General features: G+C 37.4%; 18 protein-coding genes and 2 riboswitches. Of the genes, 13 read left to right on the forward strand and 5 right to left on the reverse strand.

Translation table 11 applies throughout. The features are described 5' to 3' along the window. Positions 1-187 precede the first annotated feature (187 nt). The 5 genes from NST77_RS22660 to mgtE form a co-directional block, all read right to left on the reverse strand. Positions 188-1,693 carry a mechanosensitive ion channel gene (locus NST77_RS22660; RefSeq protein ID WP_341123593.1) on the reverse strand — a complete coding sequence of 502 codons (1,506 nt, stop codon included), beginning with the start codon at positions 1,691-1,693 and terminating at the stop codon, positions 188-190. A 295-nt stretch (positions 1,694-1,988) separates the two neighbouring features. Then, entirely contained in the window at positions 1,989-2,648 is a 660-nt protein-coding gene (locus NST77_RS22665) for a potassium channel family protein (RefSeq protein ID WP_095331062.1), read from the reverse strand. A gap of 177 nt (positions 2,649-2,825) precedes the next feature. Beyond that, on the reverse strand, positions 2,826-3,278 hold the full coding sequence (locus NST77_RS22670) for a Dps family protein (protein WP_047944207.1): 453 nt from the start codon (positions 3,276-3,278) through the stop codon (positions 2,826-2,828). Positions 3,279-3,555: 277 nt separating this feature from the next. Next, positions 3,556-4,716, reverse strand: a complete 1,161-nt coding sequence (locus tag NST77_RS22675) for an FtsW/RodA/SpoVE family cell cycle protein (protein ID WP_171509240.1) — start codon at positions 4,714-4,716, stop codon at positions 3,556-3,558. 155 nt (positions 4,717-4,871) lie between these two features. Next, entirely contained in the window at positions 4,872-6,230 is a 1,359-nt protein-coding gene (gene mgtE, locus NST77_RS22680) for a magnesium transporter (protein ID WP_095257993.1), read from the reverse strand. A gap of 227 nt (positions 6,231-6,457) precedes the next feature. After that, positions 6,458-6,556: riboswitch (purine riboswitch) on the forward strand. 63 nt (positions 6,557-6,619) lie between these two features. On the opposite strand from mgtE, the gene NST77_RS22685 reads away from it, so the two are divergent. From NST77_RS22685 to NST77_RS22745, 13 genes are all read left to right on the forward strand, one after another. Next, positions 6,620-7,954 (forward strand): 5'-deoxyadenosine deaminase, encoded by a 1,335-nt coding sequence (locus tag NST77_RS22685; RefSeq protein WP_123258781.1) that lies wholly within the window; start codon positions 6,620-6,622, stop codon positions 7,952-7,954. Positions 7,955-8,514: 560 nt separating this feature from the next. Continuing rightward, the gene (locus tag NST77_RS22690; protein WP_172859522.1) at positions 8,515-9,291 is read left to right on the forward strand and encodes a hypothetical protein; all 777 of its coding nucleotides are present in this window, start codon (positions 8,515-8,517) and stop codon (positions 9,289-9,291) included. Between the two features lie 12 nt (positions 9,292-9,303). After that, positions 9,304-10,035 (forward strand): DNA/RNA nuclease SfsA, encoded by a 732-nt coding sequence (gene sfsA / locus NST77_RS22695; protein ID WP_095331054.1) that lies wholly within the window; start codon positions 9,304-9,306, stop codon positions 10,033-10,035. Positions 10,036-10,116: 81 nt separating this feature from the next. Further along, positions 10,117-10,316: riboswitch (cobalamin riboswitch) on the forward strand. A gap of 125 nt (positions 10,317-10,441) precedes the next feature. Beyond that, positions 10,442-11,404, forward strand: coding sequence for an ABC transporter substrate-binding protein (locus tag NST77_RS22700; protein ID WP_172859523.1), 963 nt, complete (start codon positions 10,442-10,444; stop codon positions 11,402-11,404). After that, complete coding sequence (locus NST77_RS22705; protein ID WP_172859525.1) at positions 11,391-12,428, forward strand: FecCD family ABC transporter permease; 1,038 nt, start codon at positions 11,391-11,393, stop codon at positions 12,426-12,428. Before NST77_RS22700 ends, NST77_RS22705 begins: the two co-directional genes overlap by 14 nt. Beyond that, on the forward strand, positions 12,428-13,894 hold the full coding sequence (locus tag NST77_RS22710) for a heme ABC transporter ATP-binding protein (RefSeq protein ID WP_123260065.1): 1,467 nt from the start codon (positions 12,428-12,430) through the stop codon (positions 13,892-13,894). The genes NST77_RS22705 and NST77_RS22710 overlap by 1 nt, the downstream gene beginning before the upstream one ends. Beyond that, on the forward strand, positions 13,891-14,853 hold the full coding sequence (gene cbiB / locus NST77_RS22715) for an adenosylcobinamide-phosphate synthase CbiB (protein ID WP_341123595.1): 963 nt from the start codon (positions 13,891-13,893) through the stop codon (positions 14,851-14,853). Before NST77_RS22710 ends, cbiB begins: the two co-directional genes overlap by 4 nt. Continuing rightward, a complete protein-coding gene (locus tag NST77_RS22720; RefSeq protein ID WP_123260063.1) occupies positions 14,828-15,919 on the forward strand; it encodes a pyridoxal phosphate-dependent aminotransferase in 1,092 nt (363 codons plus the stop codon). Before cbiB ends, NST77_RS22720 begins: the two co-directional genes overlap by 26 nt. After that, complete coding sequence (locus tag NST77_RS22725; protein ID WP_341123596.1) at positions 15,889-16,446, forward strand: bifunctional adenosylcobinamide kinase/adenosylcobinamide-phosphate guanylyltransferase; 558 nt, start codon at positions 15,889-15,891, stop codon at positions 16,444-16,446. Before NST77_RS22720 ends, NST77_RS22725 begins: the two co-directional genes overlap by 31 nt. Continuing rightward, the gene (locus NST77_RS22730; RefSeq protein ID WP_095331041.1) at positions 16,443-17,945 is read left to right on the forward strand and encodes a cobyric acid synthase; all 1,503 of its coding nucleotides are present in this window, start codon (positions 16,443-16,445) and stop codon (positions 17,943-17,945) included. Before NST77_RS22725 ends, NST77_RS22730 begins: the two co-directional genes overlap by 4 nt. Next, positions 17,945-18,739, forward strand: a complete 795-nt coding sequence (gene cobS / locus NST77_RS22735) for an adenosylcobinamide-GDP ribazoletransferase (RefSeq protein WP_095331039.1) — start codon at positions 17,945-17,947, stop codon at positions 18,737-18,739. The genes NST77_RS22730 and cobS overlap by 1 nt, the downstream gene beginning before the upstream one ends. Then, entirely contained in the window at positions 18,697-19,323 is a 627-nt protein-coding gene (locus NST77_RS22740) for a histidine phosphatase family protein (RefSeq protein WP_095331037.1), read from the forward strand. Before cobS ends, NST77_RS22740 begins: the two co-directional genes overlap by 43 nt. Further along, a complete protein-coding gene (locus NST77_RS22745; RefSeq protein WP_095331035.1) occupies positions 19,272-19,709 on the forward strand; it encodes a bifunctional adenosylcobinamide kinase/adenosylcobinamide-phosphate guanylyltransferase in 438 nt (145 codons plus the stop codon). Before NST77_RS22740 ends, NST77_RS22745 begins: the two co-directional genes overlap by 52 nt. The last annotated feature ends 38 nt before the right edge of the window (positions 19,710-19,747 follow it).

Genomic DNA, 19,747 nt, shown 5'->3' on the forward strand with positions numbered 1-19,747 from the left:
CAAAACCATCACGCTATACCGAATAATGAAATTGGTATATAACGCTGGTCTATACTCTCCTAATTAGATTAAACTATGAAACGGGTTTCATAACAATAGCCGTTTTGAAGATACTGTAAAAATACATCGTCTTACCTATATAGAAAAAGAACAGACGAGAATTTTTCGCCTGTCCTTTATACATTGATTAGCTATTTAAAGTATTATCATCATTTGGTTTTTGAATAGAAGTTTGTTCCATTTTTCTATCCAGTTTATCTAAACGTTTTTTAGCAAATTCTCTGCCGCCGAGTCCAAAGGCAAGACCAAATGCTAATGCAAGACCGCCAAGGATTAAGATAAAGGCAGCATTGACAATAGAAGAAGCTACTTTTAATTGGTCAAGTGCCATAAAGACAGACAAAGTGATAATCGCATATTTAGCGATAACCGGTAACACTTTAAAGTGACCGCCTTGTAAAACGCTGCTTAGTAGTTTCTGTACGAGATAACCTAGCCATAAGCCGACGCCAATAATGACAATAGCAGCAATCACCATTGGTAAGTAAGCAATAACAGCGGTAGAAAGTGTAACTAAAATTTCAAGTCCGACAATATTTAAAGCTTGTACAGCTAATAAGAAAACAATCAGAATTTGAACAATTGTCCCAATAATGTTGGAAATACTAGTATTAGCGTTTATACCCATTTTTCTTACATAGGTATCTAAGCTTAGTTTAACTAATAAAGTAACAACCATTTGTTTTACCCATTTGCCTATCCAAATACCAATTAAGATAAGGATAATGGCTGTCGCAATATTAGGAATCATTGTTAGAATATCATTTAACATGTTAATAGCTGGTTGAGAAATTCCTTGAATGTCTAATTTCTCAAGCGCTGAAATAACAGTTGGGATGAGAATGAAAATGAACACAATGTTCCCGATAACAGAAGATATGCTTACATTATCAAGAAGCTTGTTAATACCTAAGCGTTTAGCTAAGGCTTCTGTGCCGATTGCTTGTAGGAAGTTTGTTAGAATTGTACGTACTATTTTTGCAACAAACCAGCCTACTAAAACGATTAATGCTGCTGCTAAAAGTTTTGGTAAGAAAGCAAGCATGTTTTGAAGCATATTCGCAAATGGTTCAGAAACACCATATAAGTTAAGGGCACCTAGGATAGCAGGTAAGAATAACAATAGTATTAAATAGAATACAATGTTAGCTACTTTATCCATTATGTTTTGTGGGTTATTCTTTTCTGCAAGATTCCATTTCTGTAATCTCTCATGAACCTTTAGAGTGCTTCCTGTCTTTTTAATAAGATACTTTAATCCGGAAGCAACTACCCAGGCAATTAATAGAATTAATGCAGCCTTTAAAATATTTGGAATTGCTCCTAGAATGGTGGAAAGCAGATTTACTAACGGAGAAGTAATTACCGTTAAATTTAGTATATTAAAGAATAGGGTAAAGACAAAAACCAATAATAGATAGAATACGATCTTACTAATTATCTTTTCAGATGAATATTTTTTGGGTTTTCCGTCTGGGAAAATTTTCTCATCTACATTTGTTTTTTGCAGTCCTTTATAGAGGGCTTTTTCTATAATTTTTGCAATAATCCACCCGATAATTAAAACGACCACTGCTAGAATAAAATCAGGTAGCTTGTCCCAAAAGGAATTCCAATTCCAGTTATAGTACATACTCTTCACTCCTTGATTTAAATTAGGCATTTTTAAAGAATGTTGTTTCGTATAGGAATAAGTTGATTTTTACATCAGTAAAATTATTCGTTCCAATGAGCTCAGGAAATTTATATGTTTCCTATTAACAACAACTTTAATCAGCCTTAATGTATTCTACTTAATACCCAGTGAGAATAGGATTAAACGTTGGATAAAATGGAGTTTAAGGAATGAGGGGGGCAATAAAAAAGAGAAGACTGTATTGAAAGCCTTCTCATGCAGAGTCTATTTCTATTATATTTTTTCTAAAAGATTATCTTAATGCTTTTTCTTCGAATCTATATAAACAGTCATTACTGCCAACCATAATGAGAATATCGCCCTGATGGATTACTTCATTTGCGGATGGAGAGACAATTGTTTCTCCTGCTCGTTGGATGCCAATAATAGTACAGCCATAATTAGCACGGACATCTAAATCTAAAATCGACTTATTATGTATTTTCGGAGAAGCTACCATTTCCACAATTCCGTGTTCTTTTGAAAGCTCAATATAATCAATCATACTATCAGAAACAACATGGTGGGCAATTCTTTTTGCCATATCCTGTTCTGGATGAATGACGCGGTCAGCACCGATTTTTTCTAAAACGCGTTTATGATAGACATCGGCCGCCTTCACCCAGACTTTGCTAAGACCCATCTCTTTTAACAGCATGGTCGTAAGGGTGCTAGACTCGACGTCATCTCCAAACGAAACAAAAGCATGATCGAAATTCCGAATACCGATTTGCGTTAGTGATGCCTCTGTAAGAGTTGTCATTTGCACACAAAGGGTAGCAAAAGGTCGATATTTTTCCACTTTCTCGAGAGATTGATCAATGGCTAATACTTCCGCCCCCATTTTATGAAATTCTTCCACTAAACTACCACCAAAACTGCCTAATCCTATCACAACAAATTGTTTTTTCATGTTTATCCTCCTAGGGATGAAAATACATACTTTTGCCATCATTATACTTTTTTATCGAAAAGAAGGAAAATGATTTTTTTGCTTTTCAGGAGATAAATAGGAAGAAGAAGCTTTAATGGAAATTAAAAAACCACTTTTTCGCAAGGAAGACGAAAAAGTGGTAGATTTTTTCCAATATTATTCAGAAAGATATGCAGTTAACATCCATAAATGTTTTTCAATTTTGCCAATTAAATCAATAGCTAAATCATTAGTAATCACATCTTCTAATTCATCTGCATGTGCTGCTAGTGCTTTTAATTGTGTATTAATATGGCTATAATCCTCTACTAAAGATTTCACCATATCATTTGCAGATCGTTTTTCCGTACTTTCTTGTAAAGTGGAAGTTTCGATAAATTCTTTTAATGTAGAAACAGGTTTACCGCCAATAGCAAGCAAGCGCTCTGCAAGTTCATCTACTGCTTCACCAGCTTCGTCATATAACTCTTCAAATTTTTCATGAAGTGTGAAGAAAAATGGTCCTTTTACATACCAATGATGTTGATGTAGTTTTGTGTATAATACGCTCCAGTTAGCAATTTGTACGTTTAGTTCTTTTTGTAATTCTACTTTTGTTTGTAATCCCATGTTTAACAAACTCCCTTCGACTGATTATATATTAATTATAACAAATTCTAAATTAAAATCAATACTTATTTATAATTATTTTAATTTAGTTTTTATTACAATTAGATAAAACATAGTCATCTTATTGTTGCTAAAATTTCTTTATAGTTTTTGTTGTTCTATTAAATATATACCCTAATTACAGAGGAAAGAAAACAAAAGGGAGAAAGATTTCATCAAATGGACAAATATAAAAAAAAAGACTCAGCGATGCGCGGAGTCTAATTGTTCCTTATAATTAGAAAGAAAGAGATTTAGAAGAAAACATATAAGACTTATGGTGATAACGAATACTAAATATGAGTCCCATTGCCATTAAATTGCACATTAGAGAGCTGCCCCCATAACTTATAAATGGAAGGGGAATCCCTGTTATCGGCAATAATTGTATAGTCATTCCGATATTCTCAAAAACGTGGAATGTAATCATACTAATAACGCCGACGCTGATATAAATACTGTAGGGATTGGCTGTTTGCAATGCAGTTCGAACTAGGTGGAATATTAAAAGAAAATAAAGAATAATGACAATACTGCCGCCAATAAATCCATACTCCTCCCCAATAATCGTAAAAATAAAGTCTGTATGTCTTTCGGGAATATACACTTCCTCTTTTCCTAAGCCCTTACCACCAATAAGCCCAGAGCCTATAGCCATCAGTGATTTGACTAACTGTAAGCCATCATCGCCAGCATTATGAGGGTCGAGCCAGGAATTAACACGAGCGAATTGATAGGGATCTACTCCTAGATATTTTTCTAATAGTTCTCTTCCGAAGATAGCTAAGTATAAAACAATGGAACCAAATGCAGCAGCAGCACCATATAAAGGAATGAGCAGTTTCCATGAAATTCCTGAGACTAGCATCATTCCAATTAAAATAGCCATTAACACGAGTGTAGTCCCAAAATCCTGCAAAATGACTAATGCTATTGGAACACCAGCTACAATCGCCAGTTTACCCATCAAAATAAAATCTGTTCGCAGAGATTTATGAATGGTTTTGACATTATGATTATTTATAACTTTAGCAATCGCTAAAATATAAAAGACCTTCATATATTCAGACGGTTGAATACTGCCAATATGGGGAATGACATACCAACTTTGCGCTCCGCCTCTGCGTGGAGTAAATGCCGTTTCTGGAGCAACTAGAAGACCGATTAATAAAACGGCCCCTATTCCATACAAAATCCAAGTGATTTGTTGAATCTGTTCATTATCAAAATACATAATAAGGGCAATTACAACCGCGCCAATAACATACCACATAATTTGTGATTGTAAGTAAGCAGCGTTCGCGCTGTATATAGCAATACTGCTAACTAGACAAAATAACATAAGCAAAAGACATAATGTCCAATCAAATCTTTCAGAAAAAACATTTCTTGTTCTCATTTCTGCAAACCCCTAGTTCAAATTTCTTACCTATTTATATAGACGGAAATGGAAACAGAATTGTTTCCTTATTTTTCATAATCGATAAAAAAAAGATAGGTGGAAAAAATAGACAGGATTTAAAAAGACTGCCTTTTGACAGACAGTCTTTTTTTTCACATTAAATGGGCAAGGAAAATTTGTGCGATTCCGAAGTAAATAAATAACGAAAATATATCATTAAGAGTTGTAATCAAAGGTCCAGAGGCTACTGCTGGGTCAATATTTAACTTATAAAGAATGATTGGAATAATAGTACCAGATAGTGTTCCGATGATAAGTGTGCAAATTAAAGAAAGACCAACAACTAAGCCAAGCATGAGATCGCTTTGCCAGACATAGGCAATAATCGTAATAATAACACCGCAGGTTATCCCAATGATCAAACCAACTAATAATTCCCTGAAAATCAGTTTTGTTACAACTGCTTTATTAATTGTATTAGAAATAAGTCCACGAACGACAACGGCTAATGATTGTGTTCCCGTGTTCCCAGTCATTCCAGAAATCATCGGCATGAAAAAAGATAATGCTACAACCTTTGTAAGAACATCCTCATAATTGCTGATAATACTGCCAGATACAACCCCGATAAAAAGCAGCAAGATTAACCAAGGAAGTCTTCTGTAAGCTGCAACAGATGCTTTTGTATCAAAGTCTATTGATTTACCTGAAGCAGAAAGCTTTTCGATATCTTCATTTGCTTCTTGAAAAACGACATCAATCATATCATCAACTGTAACAATTCCCATTAAGATGTTTTCTTCATTGACAACGGGAATGGCTAAGAAATCATATTTTTGGATGGTTTGGGCTACTTCTTCTTGGTCCTGATCCACTGTGACACTAATAACCCGTTCATACATAATGTCACGAATTTTGTCCTGGGGTTCAGCAATCAAAAGATCACGATAGGAAACAACACCAACTAATTTTCTATTCTGATCAATGACGTATAAATAGCTTAAAGTTTCCGCGAAATCTGCAAACGATTTTAGTTTATCGACAGCTTCACGCGTAGTGTAGTAATCACGAATCCAAACAAAACGATTGGTCATAAGACGTCCAGCGGTTTCATCTGGGTAGTTCATTAAGTTTTGGACAATAATGGATTCTTCTTTTTTCATTCCAGAAAGGAGCTCTTTAATTCTTTCTGGTGCTAGTTCATTTAAAAGGGAAGCTAGGTCATCATTGTCCATTAAATCTAGAACCTTCCCTGTTTTGTCCATTCCTAATGTATTTAGAACTTCCAGCTGTTCCTCTTTATCCAATTCCTCCAAGAGATGGGCTAATAAGTCGACTTTTAAGAAAAGCAAAAAACGAGCCCTGTGCTTATCGGGGAGACTCTCATAAATTTGAGCTATATCATATGGTTGTAGCTCATCAACGATGGATTCAAATTCAGATTTTTTATTATCTTTTAGTGTCTGAATGATGTGAAGTGTGATCTGATTTTCTGTCATTTTGTGTATCATACTTCTCACTCTCCCTTCCGATGTTTATAGGCTATTATTCGACATATACCCTGTTTTATTATATGTAATTAAGTGAAAGAATGAAATGGATAAATCTTTGTAAAAAAGGAGATTTTGAGAAAAAACAGATCCCTTGAAAAAACATTGTTAAGTTTTCTGACAATTAACTTGAAAAGAATTGCCTCTCGATTAAAATAAGGGTATAACATGCATGACTGCAGGCAACTGCTGCTATTGCGCCTTTTTTTCGTATATCCTTAATAATTGGGTTAAGGGTCTCTACTGGAAACCGTAAATTTCTTGCTACGAAAAATATGCTTTGAACTAGCATATTTTTCGTAGTTTTTTTGTGTTTATGCGGAAATTTAAACAAGCATGGGGGAGTTTAAATGGGAAATATGTTAATCAAAAATGCACAGATAGTAACAATGAATCAAGCAGAAGAAATTATAACCGGAGATATTTATATAGAAGGGAATATCATTAAGGAAATAGGGGAGAATCTTAAAAAAAATCACGTAGATAAAATGATTGATGCGACAAATAGAACGGTAATTCCTGGGTTTGTTCAGACTCATATTCACTTATGCCAGACACTTTTTCGCGGAAAAGGGGATGATCTTGAGCTAATGGATTGGCTTAAACAAAGAATCTGGCCACTTGAGGCTGCTCATGACGAGGAATCTATTTATTATTCCGCCATGCTTGGTATTGGAGAGCTACTGGAAAGCGGGACAACAACGATTGTTGATATGGAAACCGTTCATCATACGGAACATGCTTTTCACGCACTTGCAGAAAGCGGAATCCGGGCTGTTTCTGGAAAGGTAATGATGGATAAAGGGGATGAAGTCCCCTTAGCATTGCAGGAATTAACAGCGGAGTCTATTCAACAGAGTGTAGATTTATTAGAAAAATGGGATGGCTTTGATAATGGAAGAATTCAATATGCCTTTTCGCCAAGATTTGTGGTTTCTTGTACGGAAGAGCTATTGAAAGAGGTGAAGATTCTTTCAGATAAATATGGTGTAAAAGTGCACACCCATGCCTCAGAAAATAAGGGGGAAATTCAAATCGTGCAAAAAGAAACAGGTATGAGGAATGTGGTGTACTTAGATCATCTCGGTTTAGCAAATGACCGCTTGATATTGGCGCATTGTATTTGGCTGGATGAAGAAGAAAAGCGGATTATTCAAGAGAAGGGTGTCCATGTTAGTCATTGTCCCGGCTCTAATTTAAAGCTAGCATCAGGGATAGCTGACACACATCATCTTACTTGCAATCATGTTTCCGTCAGTTTAGGGGCAGATGGGGCTCCGTGTAATAATAACTTGGATATGTTTAATGAAATGAGGTTGGCTGCACTTATTCAAAAGCCAATACATGGACCAACAGCGATGGATGCGAGAACAGTGTTCCGCATGGCAACTTTAGGTGGAGCAAAAGCAGTCGGACTCGAAAAAGAAATTGGCAGTCTGGAAATTGGCAAGCGAGCAGATTTAGCGATTTTAAACCTGCAAAATTTTCATACCTTTCCGTCCTATGATGTGGATCCTATCTCAAGAATTGTCTATTCCGCCACACGAGCAGATGTAGAAACAACCATTATAGACGGTAGAATAGTAATGGAAAATAAAATCATGAAAACAATAGATAAAAGTATTGTGCTAAAAGAAGCGGATAAAAGTATAAAAAGATTGTTAAGCAAAACAACCATAAATTGAGCTGGATTTGATTGCAACCGTTACTAGGATTTTGGAAAATTGCGTTATTCCATTTCCTAGTACGGTGTATTTTTTTTGGGGAAGGTAAGTGGTCAAGATTGGATGAAAAATTGAAAGTCTGGCTGAAACCAAGCAAATTTAGCCAATAAAATCAATTATTTAGCTAAAAACGACTATTACTGCCCCCTTTGAACAGCACAAAATTAACTAAAATAATTCTGATGGATGCCAACAATCCGCAAATATTAACGAATATTCAAGTTAGCTTTCTCCTAGACGCTCTCACATTCCAAGTATACGCTTCCTTTTTTTTCTAAATTTTAGATTATGTAAGCTATTTTTCCTTATTTTTGTTAAACTAAAATGGTTACAATAAGTACAACTAGATGTATGATGGAAAGTATGTAAAAGCAGATCAAGGATTTTAAATATAATATAAAAAATAAGGGAATATTTCTTATCATGATTTCGATAAAATGGAGTAAAGGCAATTTCGATAACAAGAATGTAAGCTGAAGCTCTTTAAGTTTACAAGCTAATAATGTTTGGAGGTTTACTTGATGAAAAAAGGTAATAATGATATTCGAGATGTGGTTTATATCCATCTAAATGAGAAAGAACGTTTTGTGCTTTCTTATGGTATAGAGTTTAGAGAGTTTTACAGAATCCTTGCTGATACTCTTGCCTCTATTTTGTTGTTAAAGCATCAGTTTGAAGATGGAGAATTTCATATACATACTCAGTTCGAATATGTTCCAAACAATAAATTAGCACAGTTATCGATGGAAGATGTTTATGGATATGGGGACTTTGTATGGGTCGATTTTGATGAGACGGAAACATTAGATATTTTAGAAGGGCAAACGATAGCGGAACTCTTGTATTTAGGACATAAACTGGAGCCTTTAAAAAAGCCATTTTTTCAACAATTGAACAACCAATATGCCTATTTAGCTCATGATGATGGCTGGTTTAATAAAATTTATTATAAAAACATGGAGTCTTTTTATCAATTATTTTGTGAGGTTATTGCAAATAAAGTGACAGAACTTAAATTAGAGAAAGCGCTGTTAGGAATTAAAAAGAAAAGGCTTTATCCACCTCTTCCGAAAGAAATTGTAACAGAGTTAAAACGTTATATGAGTGAGGGCATGGTACTATCTATTGAAAAAGCCTATCAAACACGATTGAAGCTGGAGATACCAATTTGGGTTTTAGGGGATTTTGATAATATGGATGATATGTATGAAGAATATGAGAAGAACGCTAAGCAAAAAAGTGATGCTTTACTTGTTTTTGATAAAAAATTAAGAGAATGGCAATTAGCTATCGTTTAATTGGTGACAAATATGAGTGGAAATATAATGGTAAGCTTTCCGGCAGCATTAAAGAAAATGACGTTTGTGGAGCGCCCAAATCGGTTTATTTTACATTGTTATGATCAGGAAACAGAAGAAATAGAAAAGGTCCATTTGGCAGATCCAGGGCGGCTGATAGAACTTTTAGTTGAAGGGGCTGTGATTTATGTTCTGCCGAGCATGAATCCTAATCGGAAGACAAAGTGGACGGCTGTGTATGTGGAAGCAAATGGATTGCTTGTGTCAATTAATACTACCTATCCTAATAAGTTAGTCGAATTAATGTTAAAGAAAGCCATGATAGAGGAGCTTTCTGCTTATCATTGGGTTAAGTCTGAATATACGTATGGCAGCTCACGATGGGATTTCTTATTAGAAGATAGGAAAAACAATCAGCTACTTCTCGAAGTAAAGAGTGTCACCTTAGCGAGCGATGGAATTGGCATGTTTCCAGACGCTGTTACTAAAAGGGGTTCTAAGCATGTGCAAGAATTAACTGCTATTGCAAGTGAAGGAATAATAAAAACAGCTATTTTATTTGTTGTGCAAAGAGAAGATGTGGAAATAGTGACAGGAGCAGCTGCAATTGATCCAGTTTTCGCAAAAAGCTTGGAAGAAGCTGCACATGCTGGGGTGCAATTATTAAGCTACACTTGCATATTATCAGAGCAGGGAATTGCATTGGGCCATGCGGTTCCGGTCGATCCTTTTTTTAAACTTTAGTAAAGGAATATATTTATTTACACATCTGTTAAATGTATAATCAGAAAAGACGGAAAAATAAAATAGATAGATGATGGTGAGACTTTTAGTGAGAAGGTTGAAGAGGAATCCTTAAGCCCTTTTTACAAGAAGTCTCTTAAAAGGGAAGTTAGTGAGAATCTAACACGGTCCCGCCACTGTAAATGATTGCAGCATGGAAAAGTGCCACTGTACGGATGTATGGGAAGGCTCCATGTGCGAAAATCATGAGTCAGGAGACCTGCCATTTTCTATACACCAAATAAACCTACGAGGATAGGGAGGTGTGGAGCACTTTGAAAATAATTTTGAAGATATCCCAACATCTCTATAGACAATGATAGAGATGTTTTTTATTTTTCTATATTATTTAGGAAGGTGAACATAGATGAAAAAGTTGTATTCCATACTGTTAGCGATGCTGCTCGTTGTTGGAGTGCTTGCTGGATGTGGAGAAACGAAGACGGAAAATAAGCATAATAAAGAAAAAGCTACTACAGAAGAGACTAGCTTTCCTGTCACCATTAAGGATGGATTGGATCAAGAAGTAGTAATCGAAGACAAACCAGAAAAGATAGTTTCCTTAATGCCTAGCAATACGGAAATCGTATTTGCGCTTGGGCTGGGAAAGGAGTTAGTTGGAGTTAGTGACTTTGATAACTATCCAAAAGAAGCGACGGAAAAAGAGAAGGTAGGCGGGATGGATTTTAATGTGGAGAAAATAATCTCTCTAAATCCAGATGTAGTGTTAGCACATGCATCGAGCGCCCATAATTCTACGGAAGGCTTGCAGCAAATCAGGGATGCAGGCATTGATGTTGTTGTTGTGAATGATGCCACTTCTTTTGAAGATGTTTATAAAAGCATGGTCATGATTGGACAAGCTACTGGAACAGAGAAAGAGGCAAATAAGCTTGTAGCTGATATGAAAGAAAAGTTAGGTGCTATCAAGGAGAAAGCAGCAGCCATTTCCGATAGTGATAAAAAGGCAGTTTACATAGAAGTAAACGTGGAACCAAATTTATTTACAACTGGTAAAAAGACATTTATGCAAGAGATGCTAGACACTATTCGTGCAAATAACATCATTTCTGAGGAAGGTTGGATTCAAGTGGATCAAGAGGCAGTAATTGGAGCTAATCCGGATGTTATTATTACTACTTATGGTGCCTACTCAGAAAAAAGTCCACTCGAGCAAATTAGCTCGAGAAAAGGCTGGGAAAAGATAAATGCAGTGAAAGAAAAGCAAATAATAGATGTAGATTCTGACATGGTAACTCGTTCTGGTCCTCGCCTAGTTGAAGGAGTAGAGGCAGTTGCCAAAGCGGTGTATCCGGATGTTTTTAAATAAAAGCAAAGCGGCTTATGTTTATGCCGCTTTTTTTCTCCTATTTGCGATTGTGATGGGAATAGCCATTGGAACGATCTCTGTCCCTATTTTATCTGTAGTGAAAATATTAGCAAGCTACATTGGACCAGAAAGCATATTAACGAATGTCGATCCCATGCATGTTAATATAGTTCAAAATATTCGCCTCCCTAGAGTGCTTTTGGCAGGACTGGTCGGTGCCAGTCTTTCCATAGCGGGAGCTGCATTTCAGGGATTATTAAGAAATCCATTGGCAGACCCATATACACTTGGGGTTTCATCTGGAGCATCGGTTGGAGCCGTTATTACGTTATTTTTCCACTTTACCATTCCGTTTCTTGGCGGATTGACTTTGCCATTTATGAGTGTATTATTCTCCTTTCTGACGATATTATTTGTCGTTTTTTTTGCAAAAAAAATGGATCCCGCCATGCGGGTTGAGACAATTATTTTAACGGGTATCATTATTGGTTCTTTTCTAAGTGCATTTATTTCTCTTATGATTGCATTAACAGGGAACGAACTACGCCAAATTATAGGCTGGTTACTTGGCAGTGTCTCTATGAGAGGGTGGGAATACATTAAAATTATCCTGCCTTTCTTTGTAGTTGGTTCCGGTCTTCTTCTTTCGCAAGGAAAGGAATTAAATGCTTTAGCATTTGGCGAAGAAAGAGCCCAGCATTTAGGGATCCATGTACAGAGAAGAAAAATGGTTATTTTGCTGGCTGGCTCCATGTTAACAGGTGCGGCTGTTGCTGTATCTGGTACGATCGGATTTGTGGGCCTTGTGATTCCACACTTTGTCCGGATTATCGTAGGTCCTGATCACAGACATTTAATGGGAGTCTCTCTTTTTGCTGGCAGTGGTTTTATGATTTTGGCTGACTTATTGGCTAGGACGATTATCTCTCCGACAGAACTGCCGATAGGGGTCATAACAGCTATAGTAGGTGCTCCAGTGTTTGCAGGGTTATTACTGAGAAGAAGGAAGAGGAGTTTAAAATAATGCTGAATGTACGAAATCTCTTTTTTCAATATGAAACAAAACAAATTTTGGAGGATATTTCTTTTTCTGTGAATAAAGGGGAAATGATTGGTATCCTTGGGCCAAATGGCAGTGGGAAAACGACTTTAATGAAAATTATCAGCGGTATTTTAACACCGCGAGTGGGACAGGTGGAGATAAAGGGCACATCCATTGACCAGTATAAAACGAAGGAATTAGCAAAGGTAGTCGCCGTGCTTTCTCAGCATGTGAATGAATCATTTTCCTATACTGTTCGAGAAATTGTATCGCTCGGGAGGTATGCACATCAATCGGGGCTGTTTCAATCCTGGACTTCTAAAGATGAAGAAGTGATCACCCGAGTAATGAAACAAACGGGGGTCTTTGTTTATCAAGACAAGTCTATTCATGCATTGTCTGGCGGGGAAAAGCAGCGCGTTTATTTGGCTCAGGCCCTGGCACAAGAGCCAGAAATCCTTCTGTTAGATGAACCTACTAACCATTTGGATCTATCCTACCAGAAGGAGTTATTGGATAGCTTAAGAGAATGGAGCAGGGAAGAAGGCCTGACAATTGTTTGTATTTTTCATGATTTAAACTTGGCAGGATTATATTGCGATCGACTCCTTTTATTACATGATGGAAAAGTAGAAGTAGATGCCCCTCCTTCTGATGTATTGCAAGAAAAAAGAGTGAAAAGAATCTATAAGACAAATGTGAAAAGTACTTTTCATCCAAGCAGACCAGCTTCTCAAATAGCGCTTGTGCCAAGAGAGCTAGAGAGAAAGAAAGTTCAAATAGATACAACGGCAATTACTATTACTTCAGAAAGAGTAGAAATGAAGGCTCCTTTCCCATTATACACGCTTTCATCTGGCGTAACGGGTGCCGGGATGGGCTGGTATAAAAACTTTGTAAACCGCCATGTAGATAAGACATACTGCTGCGAGGATTACCAGAAAGACATGGACAATTATTTGCTTCAAAATGGCTTTAGCCCACAAGAGACAGTCGGGATGATGACAGCTGTTCATACAGAAGATGCAACCTATCAGTTATTGGAGCGAGCGGATTTCTCTGTCATGATTGTGGTAACAGGTGGAGTAGGAAATGCTGTCGATGCAGCTAAGACGAACGAGCATTCATCCTCTTTAAATCCAGGGACGATTAATATTTGGATTTTTGTTAACGGGAAATTATCAGAGCAAGCCTTTTTGCAAAGTGCCATTACTGCTACCGAAGCAAAAGCAGCCGTCTTGCGTGATCGGAAAACAAAGGATATGGAAACAGGAACTATTGCAACAGGTACATCAACAGATAGTATATCGGTCGCTGCCACTCAAGTAGGAACATATCTTGAATTTGCCGGTACGATTACGGCGCTTGGAAAGTGTATAGCAGAAGGGGTCTATCACTGTTTAACAACGTCATTAGATAAAAGGGATAGGAGGCTGGCAGCTAAATGATCGGCCATTTAATCAGCATTACCATTGCGATTATTTTAGATAAGTTGATTGGGGATCCTCCAGGCTGGCCACATCCTGTGAAAGGGATGGGAAAGTTGATTTCCTATTTAGATCAAAGATTAAATGAGGGGAGCAATCGGCAGTTAAAAGGATTATGGATGCTCATGAGTGTTTTAGTGCTTACCTTTTTGCTTAGCTGTTTCCTTGTTTATATTAGCTATCAGCTTCATTGGTGGATCGGCGTAATAATAGAAGCTCTACTTATCGCCACAACCATTGCCCAAAAGAGTCTGAAGGATGCTGCGATAGAGGTCTATGAACCATTGCAGGCTAATGATCTAGTGCTGGCAAGAAGAAAGCTTTCTTATATTGTGGGAAGAGATACAGGGCAGTTAGAGGAAAAAGAAATTGTCCGGGCAACGGTAGAGACTGTGGCAGAAAACACTAGTGATGGCATTACAGCTCCACTGTTTTGGGCATTTATTGGTGGTGCTCCTTTCAGTCTTGTATATAGGGCCATTAATACATGTGACAGTATGGTTGGTTATAAGAATGATAAATATAGAGAATTCGGGTATTATGCAGCGAAATGTGATGATATTGTTAACTACTTGCCGAGTCGAATAACAGCAATGCTTTTGCTTTTGGTTAGTCGTAGTCCTTTCCATCCGAAAAAGGAAGCCTGGAAGCTGCTATTCCAAGATGCGAAGAAACATCCGTCTCCAAACAGCGGCTGGGGGGAAGCAGTGACTGCTATTCTCCTGGGTATACAGCTCGGTGGGATTAATTATTATCGAGGACAGAAATCAGATCGGGCTAGAATGGGAACAGCACTCCAGCCATTAGGAACGAAACATATTATCGAGTCCACTAAAATTGCTAATAAAGCAGTTGTTTGCTTTTATCTTTTTTTATTTATAGGAGGAATTGGATTTGAACTGGCCAATGCATGGAGCTAATCCCCAGTATATATATGAAAAGACAAATTTAGAAATGCCTGTGGGTGCGATTGATTTTAGCGCAAATATTAATCCATTAGGACCTCCGCCGGTTTTATTAAGGAAATGGTTTGACCTCTTTCAGACCGTTCATCTTTATCCAGATCCTTTTGCAAGTCGCCTAAAAGAGAAAATTTCAAACCAGTATGGAATTCCTTCCAAGCAGCTTTTGATTGGAAATGGAGCTGCGGAAATCATTTCCTTATTAGGGAGAATTCTGGCGGGGAAAAAGGTATTACTTCTTCAGCCGGCTTTTTCTGAATATGAAGAAGTGTGCCGAATTAATAATTGCGACATCTATCATCATTATTTATCCGAAGAAACAGGCTGGGAGCTGTCTCTCGCTAAATTGGAAAAGGATATTCGTCAAGTCGATGCTGTATTTTTATGTAATCCTAATAATCCAACAGGGATATTTTATCCGAAGAACTTAGTAGAAGAGTTATTGGATATTTGTATGCAAAACGATTGTTCCGTCATTCTAGATGAAGCTTTCTATGATTTTGTAGTTGGATATGAGGATATGCTTCCGCTCTTGAAAAATTACCCAAATCTCATTATTTTACGTTCTTTAACCAAAATGTACAGTATACCAGGAATACGGCTAGGCTACGTATTCGCATCAGAAGAACTAATTGCACAACTGCAGCACTTGCAATCACAATGGAGTATAAATGGAATTGCTTTAAAGGCTGGCGAATTATTAATAGAGCAGGAGGAGTTTCTAAATAATACGCAAAGCTATATAGAAGGAGAGAAAAAAAAGCTATTTTCCTTCTTTAAGAATAAACATTTTGTGTACTCCAACTCTGCTGCTAATTATTACTTGTTAAAAGATCCAAGGTTAACGGATCAAAAGGAATTCCTTACTTTTCTGCTAAACAATGGCATCATTGCAAGACATACATATAATTACCCGAGTCTAGAAGGAAGATGGCTGCGATTTGCGGTTAAAAGCAAAGAACAGAATCAGCAATTGCGAGGAGTGTTAACTAAATGGAAACAAAATCATCCCTCATCTTTGTAACAGGTGGCGTGAGAAGTGGCAAATCTTCGTTTGCTGAGGGATTGGCCATTAGATATGCGCAAGAAGAAAGAGCAACATTGCATTATATCGCTACTGCTGTCATTACGGATGCTGAAATGGAAGAGAGAATTATCAGACACCAACAAAACAGAGAGGCACAAAAGGTGAAATGGAATACCTATGAAAAGCCAGTTGATATTGGGGAATTAGCGGCTGTCTTTACAAAAAAGGATGTCATTTTGCTCGATTGTTTAACCGTTTTGGTCAATAATGAACTTTTTTTCCAAGATAAACAACAGGAAGGGATAGAGGGAAAACTGAAAAAGGATCTAATAGAGCTAAGCCAAAGTTGTCGCTATCTTATCCTTGTTAGTAATGAGGTTACATATGAACCGTCTCTCGATCCAGCTGTACAGATATATTGCAGGATTTTAGTTCGGCTGCATTATTTTCTCGTGCAGCATGCATATGAGGCATATTTAGTAGAGAACGGAATCGCACAACGAAAGAAGGGAGGACAAGAATGAAGGGTGTGATGATACAGGGAACTTCATCCGATGTTGGGAAAAGTCTGATTGTTACTGCTCTATGCAGAATGTTAGCAAATGAGGGCATAAAAGTAGCACCATTTAAATCACAAAATATGTCGAATAATTCTTATGTCACCGTAGACGGAAAAGAGATTGGTAGAGCACAAGGGATTCAGGCAGAAGCAGCAAAGATAGAGGCGACGGTTTGGATGAATCCAATTCTCTTAAAGCCAAGATCTGACTTGCAATCAGAGGTTGTTCTGCTAGGAGAAGCGAGTACTACTCTTTCAGGCAGAGGGTATCGTGAACGATTTTATGAAGAAGGAATTCGTGTTATCCAAAAAAGCCTTCACTATCTGCAAAGGAACTATGAGATGGTAATCATGGAAGGGGCGGGAAGCCCAGTAGAAATCAATTTAAAAGATAGAGAGCTTGTAAATATGAAGGTCGCAGAAATGGCTGATATCCCGGTTATTCTTGTTGCTGATATTGATCGTGGCGGTGTGTTTGCGAGCATTGTTGGTACTCTCTCCTTATTTTCAGAAGAGGAACGGAGCAGGGTAAAGGGGATTGTTATTAATAAGTTTCGCGGTGATGTCACTCTTTTTGAAGATGGTGTGCAATGGCTGAAGGAAAAGACAGGCATCCCTGTTCTCGGAGTCCTTCCTTTTATTCATAACCATATGATTGAAGGGGAGGACTCCTTATCTATACGGGAGAAAAGAATAGCAACTTCAAAAGAAGTGCTTGATTTAGCAGTAGTAAACAATCGTTATATGTCTAACTTTACGGATATAGAACCATTTTTCCTAGAGGAAGATGTTACTATCCGTCTGATTGATAAAGGGGAAGATTTAGGGAACCCAGATGCAGTCATTATTCCAGGTACCAAGAGTACGATAGAGGATTTAAGAGAAATGAAAAGGAATGGATTAGATGCCCAGCTTAAGCGCTATTATAAAGAAGGCGGCAGAATAATAGGCTTATGTGGAGGCTATCAAATGTTATGTTCTGTCTTGATGGATCCATATGGAGCTGATACTGGAATCGCAGGCGAAGAAATAGAAGGCCTAGGGCTTATCCCTGCAAGGACAATCTTTGAACAGAAAAAAGCGACGATTCGCGTGGAAGGTAGTTATCATCCCTTTACAAAGTTATCTTCAGAAAGAATAGAAGGGTATGAGATTCATTTAGGCAAAACAGAGTATGAGGATTCTGCCGAAAGATGTCCATTTCTATTCCTTAATAATAGGGATGAGGGGTATTATCGTGAAGACGGAAAATTGATAGGAACCTATATGCATCATCTTTTCTACAATGATATGTTTCGTAATACATGGTTAAATCAGATACGACTGCAAAAGGGCATGGCAGAAAGAAAAACACTGATTATGCGAGAGCAAAAGGATAAACGTTTTGATGCGCTTGCTGATGAGATGAAGAGACATCTTGATTGGGATAAACTATTGGATATCCTTCAAGCTGGTGATAACTAATGAAAAAATGGTGTATTGGTTTTCTAGTAAATATTCAGTTCTTTACGGCGATTCCAGTGAGGAAGGAGCTGCCGATGGAAGGGGAGTTTTTGCAGAAAAGTATAAAAACATTCCCTTTGCTAGGTCTTTTCCAAGGCTTTATTTATATGGGGATTTTCTTTTTGCTAAATGAATATACTCCATTTACAGCTCTCGCCATTGCTTTTATTGTCTGGATCAGTACGATTTTATTAACCGGTGGACTTCATTTAGATGGCTGGATGGATGCAAGTGATGCTTATTTTTCTTATCAAGATGCAAAAAAAAGATTAGAAATTATGAAAGATCCTCATGTCGGTGCCTTTGGTGTTTTGTCTGTCATTCTTTTATTGAGTACGAAGTTTCTTTTTATCTATGAAATTGTGACACATATGCAAGACTTTACCTATCTTTTTGTGATGCTTCTGCCATTCTTTTCTAAAGCAGTAATGGGCTGGAGCCTACTATTTGTTCCAGAGGCAAAAAGGGACGGACTTGGAGCATACTTTAAAAAGTCTGTCCAAGGGCAGCGCCTGTTTTTTTATAGTGGATATATTGCAGCTGCTTTGTTAGTTTTCTTGTTACTGTTTCCCAAATGGCTGCCTTTATTCTTTTTGTTTCTTTCCGTAAGCATCGGCTGCTACCTATTATTTAGCCGATTTATGAAACAGGCTTTTGGTGGATTAACAGGTGACTTATTAGGTGCAAGTGTAGAAGGGACGGAAATAGCACTATGGGCGACACTATGGTTATTGCATTATTTCGTCATGGGCTAACGGCTGCAAATGAACGAAAGGCATATATTGGCTGGACGGATGCTCCGTTAAGTGAAAAGGGGAGAAATATGCTTTATGAAAAAGGAAGGCCAGTGTCTAAATATGACTGGATAAGTACAAGTGATTTATTGCGGACGAAAGAGACAGCAGCATATTGGTTTCCTGAACAGATTCTGTACAGTGTTTCTGGTTTTCGGGAAATAAATTTTGGGGATTGGGAAGGAAAAACATACGAACAATTAAAAGAGTTACCTGAGTATTGCAAATGGTTAAACGCTCCATTTACTAATGCTCCAACAAATGGGGAATCTTTTGCAGAGTTGGTAGAGCGAGTGGATAGGGGCTGGAATCACTTAATTAAACAGAGTACTCGAAATAATAGAATGGCAGTAGTTACACATGGCGGTGTCATTCGATACTTGCTTAGTAAATATGGTGTAACAAAAAGGGATTTTTGGGATTGTGCGATTTCCCCTGGTGAAGGAATCGAGTTAATTTGGTCTAACAAAGAAAGCTTTAGGAGGAAGGAAAGATGCACTTTATTACAGGAGGTAGCTTTCACGGAAAAAAAAGCTGGACAGTAACATTTGCAAGAGAGCAGGGATTTACAGAAGGAAAGGTTCTCCGTCTATTTGATGAAAAGGAAATAAGCATGGCAAATAATGAGAAGGGTTCTTTCTATAGAATAGAAGGACTGGAGTGGATGATCAAAAATCGTCTGCAGGAAGAAACATTGGAGCAAACAATCGATTATATGGAAAAACTAGTGGAAGCTTTGCTTCAATGGGAAAGAGAAGAGAATAATCGCTGCGTGTTTATAATTGGCAGTGATATTACAAAAGGCATTGTTCCGATTGATAGAAGAGATCGCTTGTGGCGTGATGCCACAGGGCTGATTTTTCAGCGAATAGCAGCCGCTGCAGACAGAGTAGATGTTATTTGGTATGGGTTAAATGAGCGATTAAAGTAGTGAGCGATCGAATGATAGGAAGCAGCAAAATGCCTAGG

Source organism: Niallia sp. FSL W8-0177 (genome assembly GCF_038006285.1).
GTDB classification, from domain to species: domain Bacteria; phylum Bacillota; class Bacilli; order Bacillales; family Cytobacillaceae; genus Niallia; species Niallia circulans_A.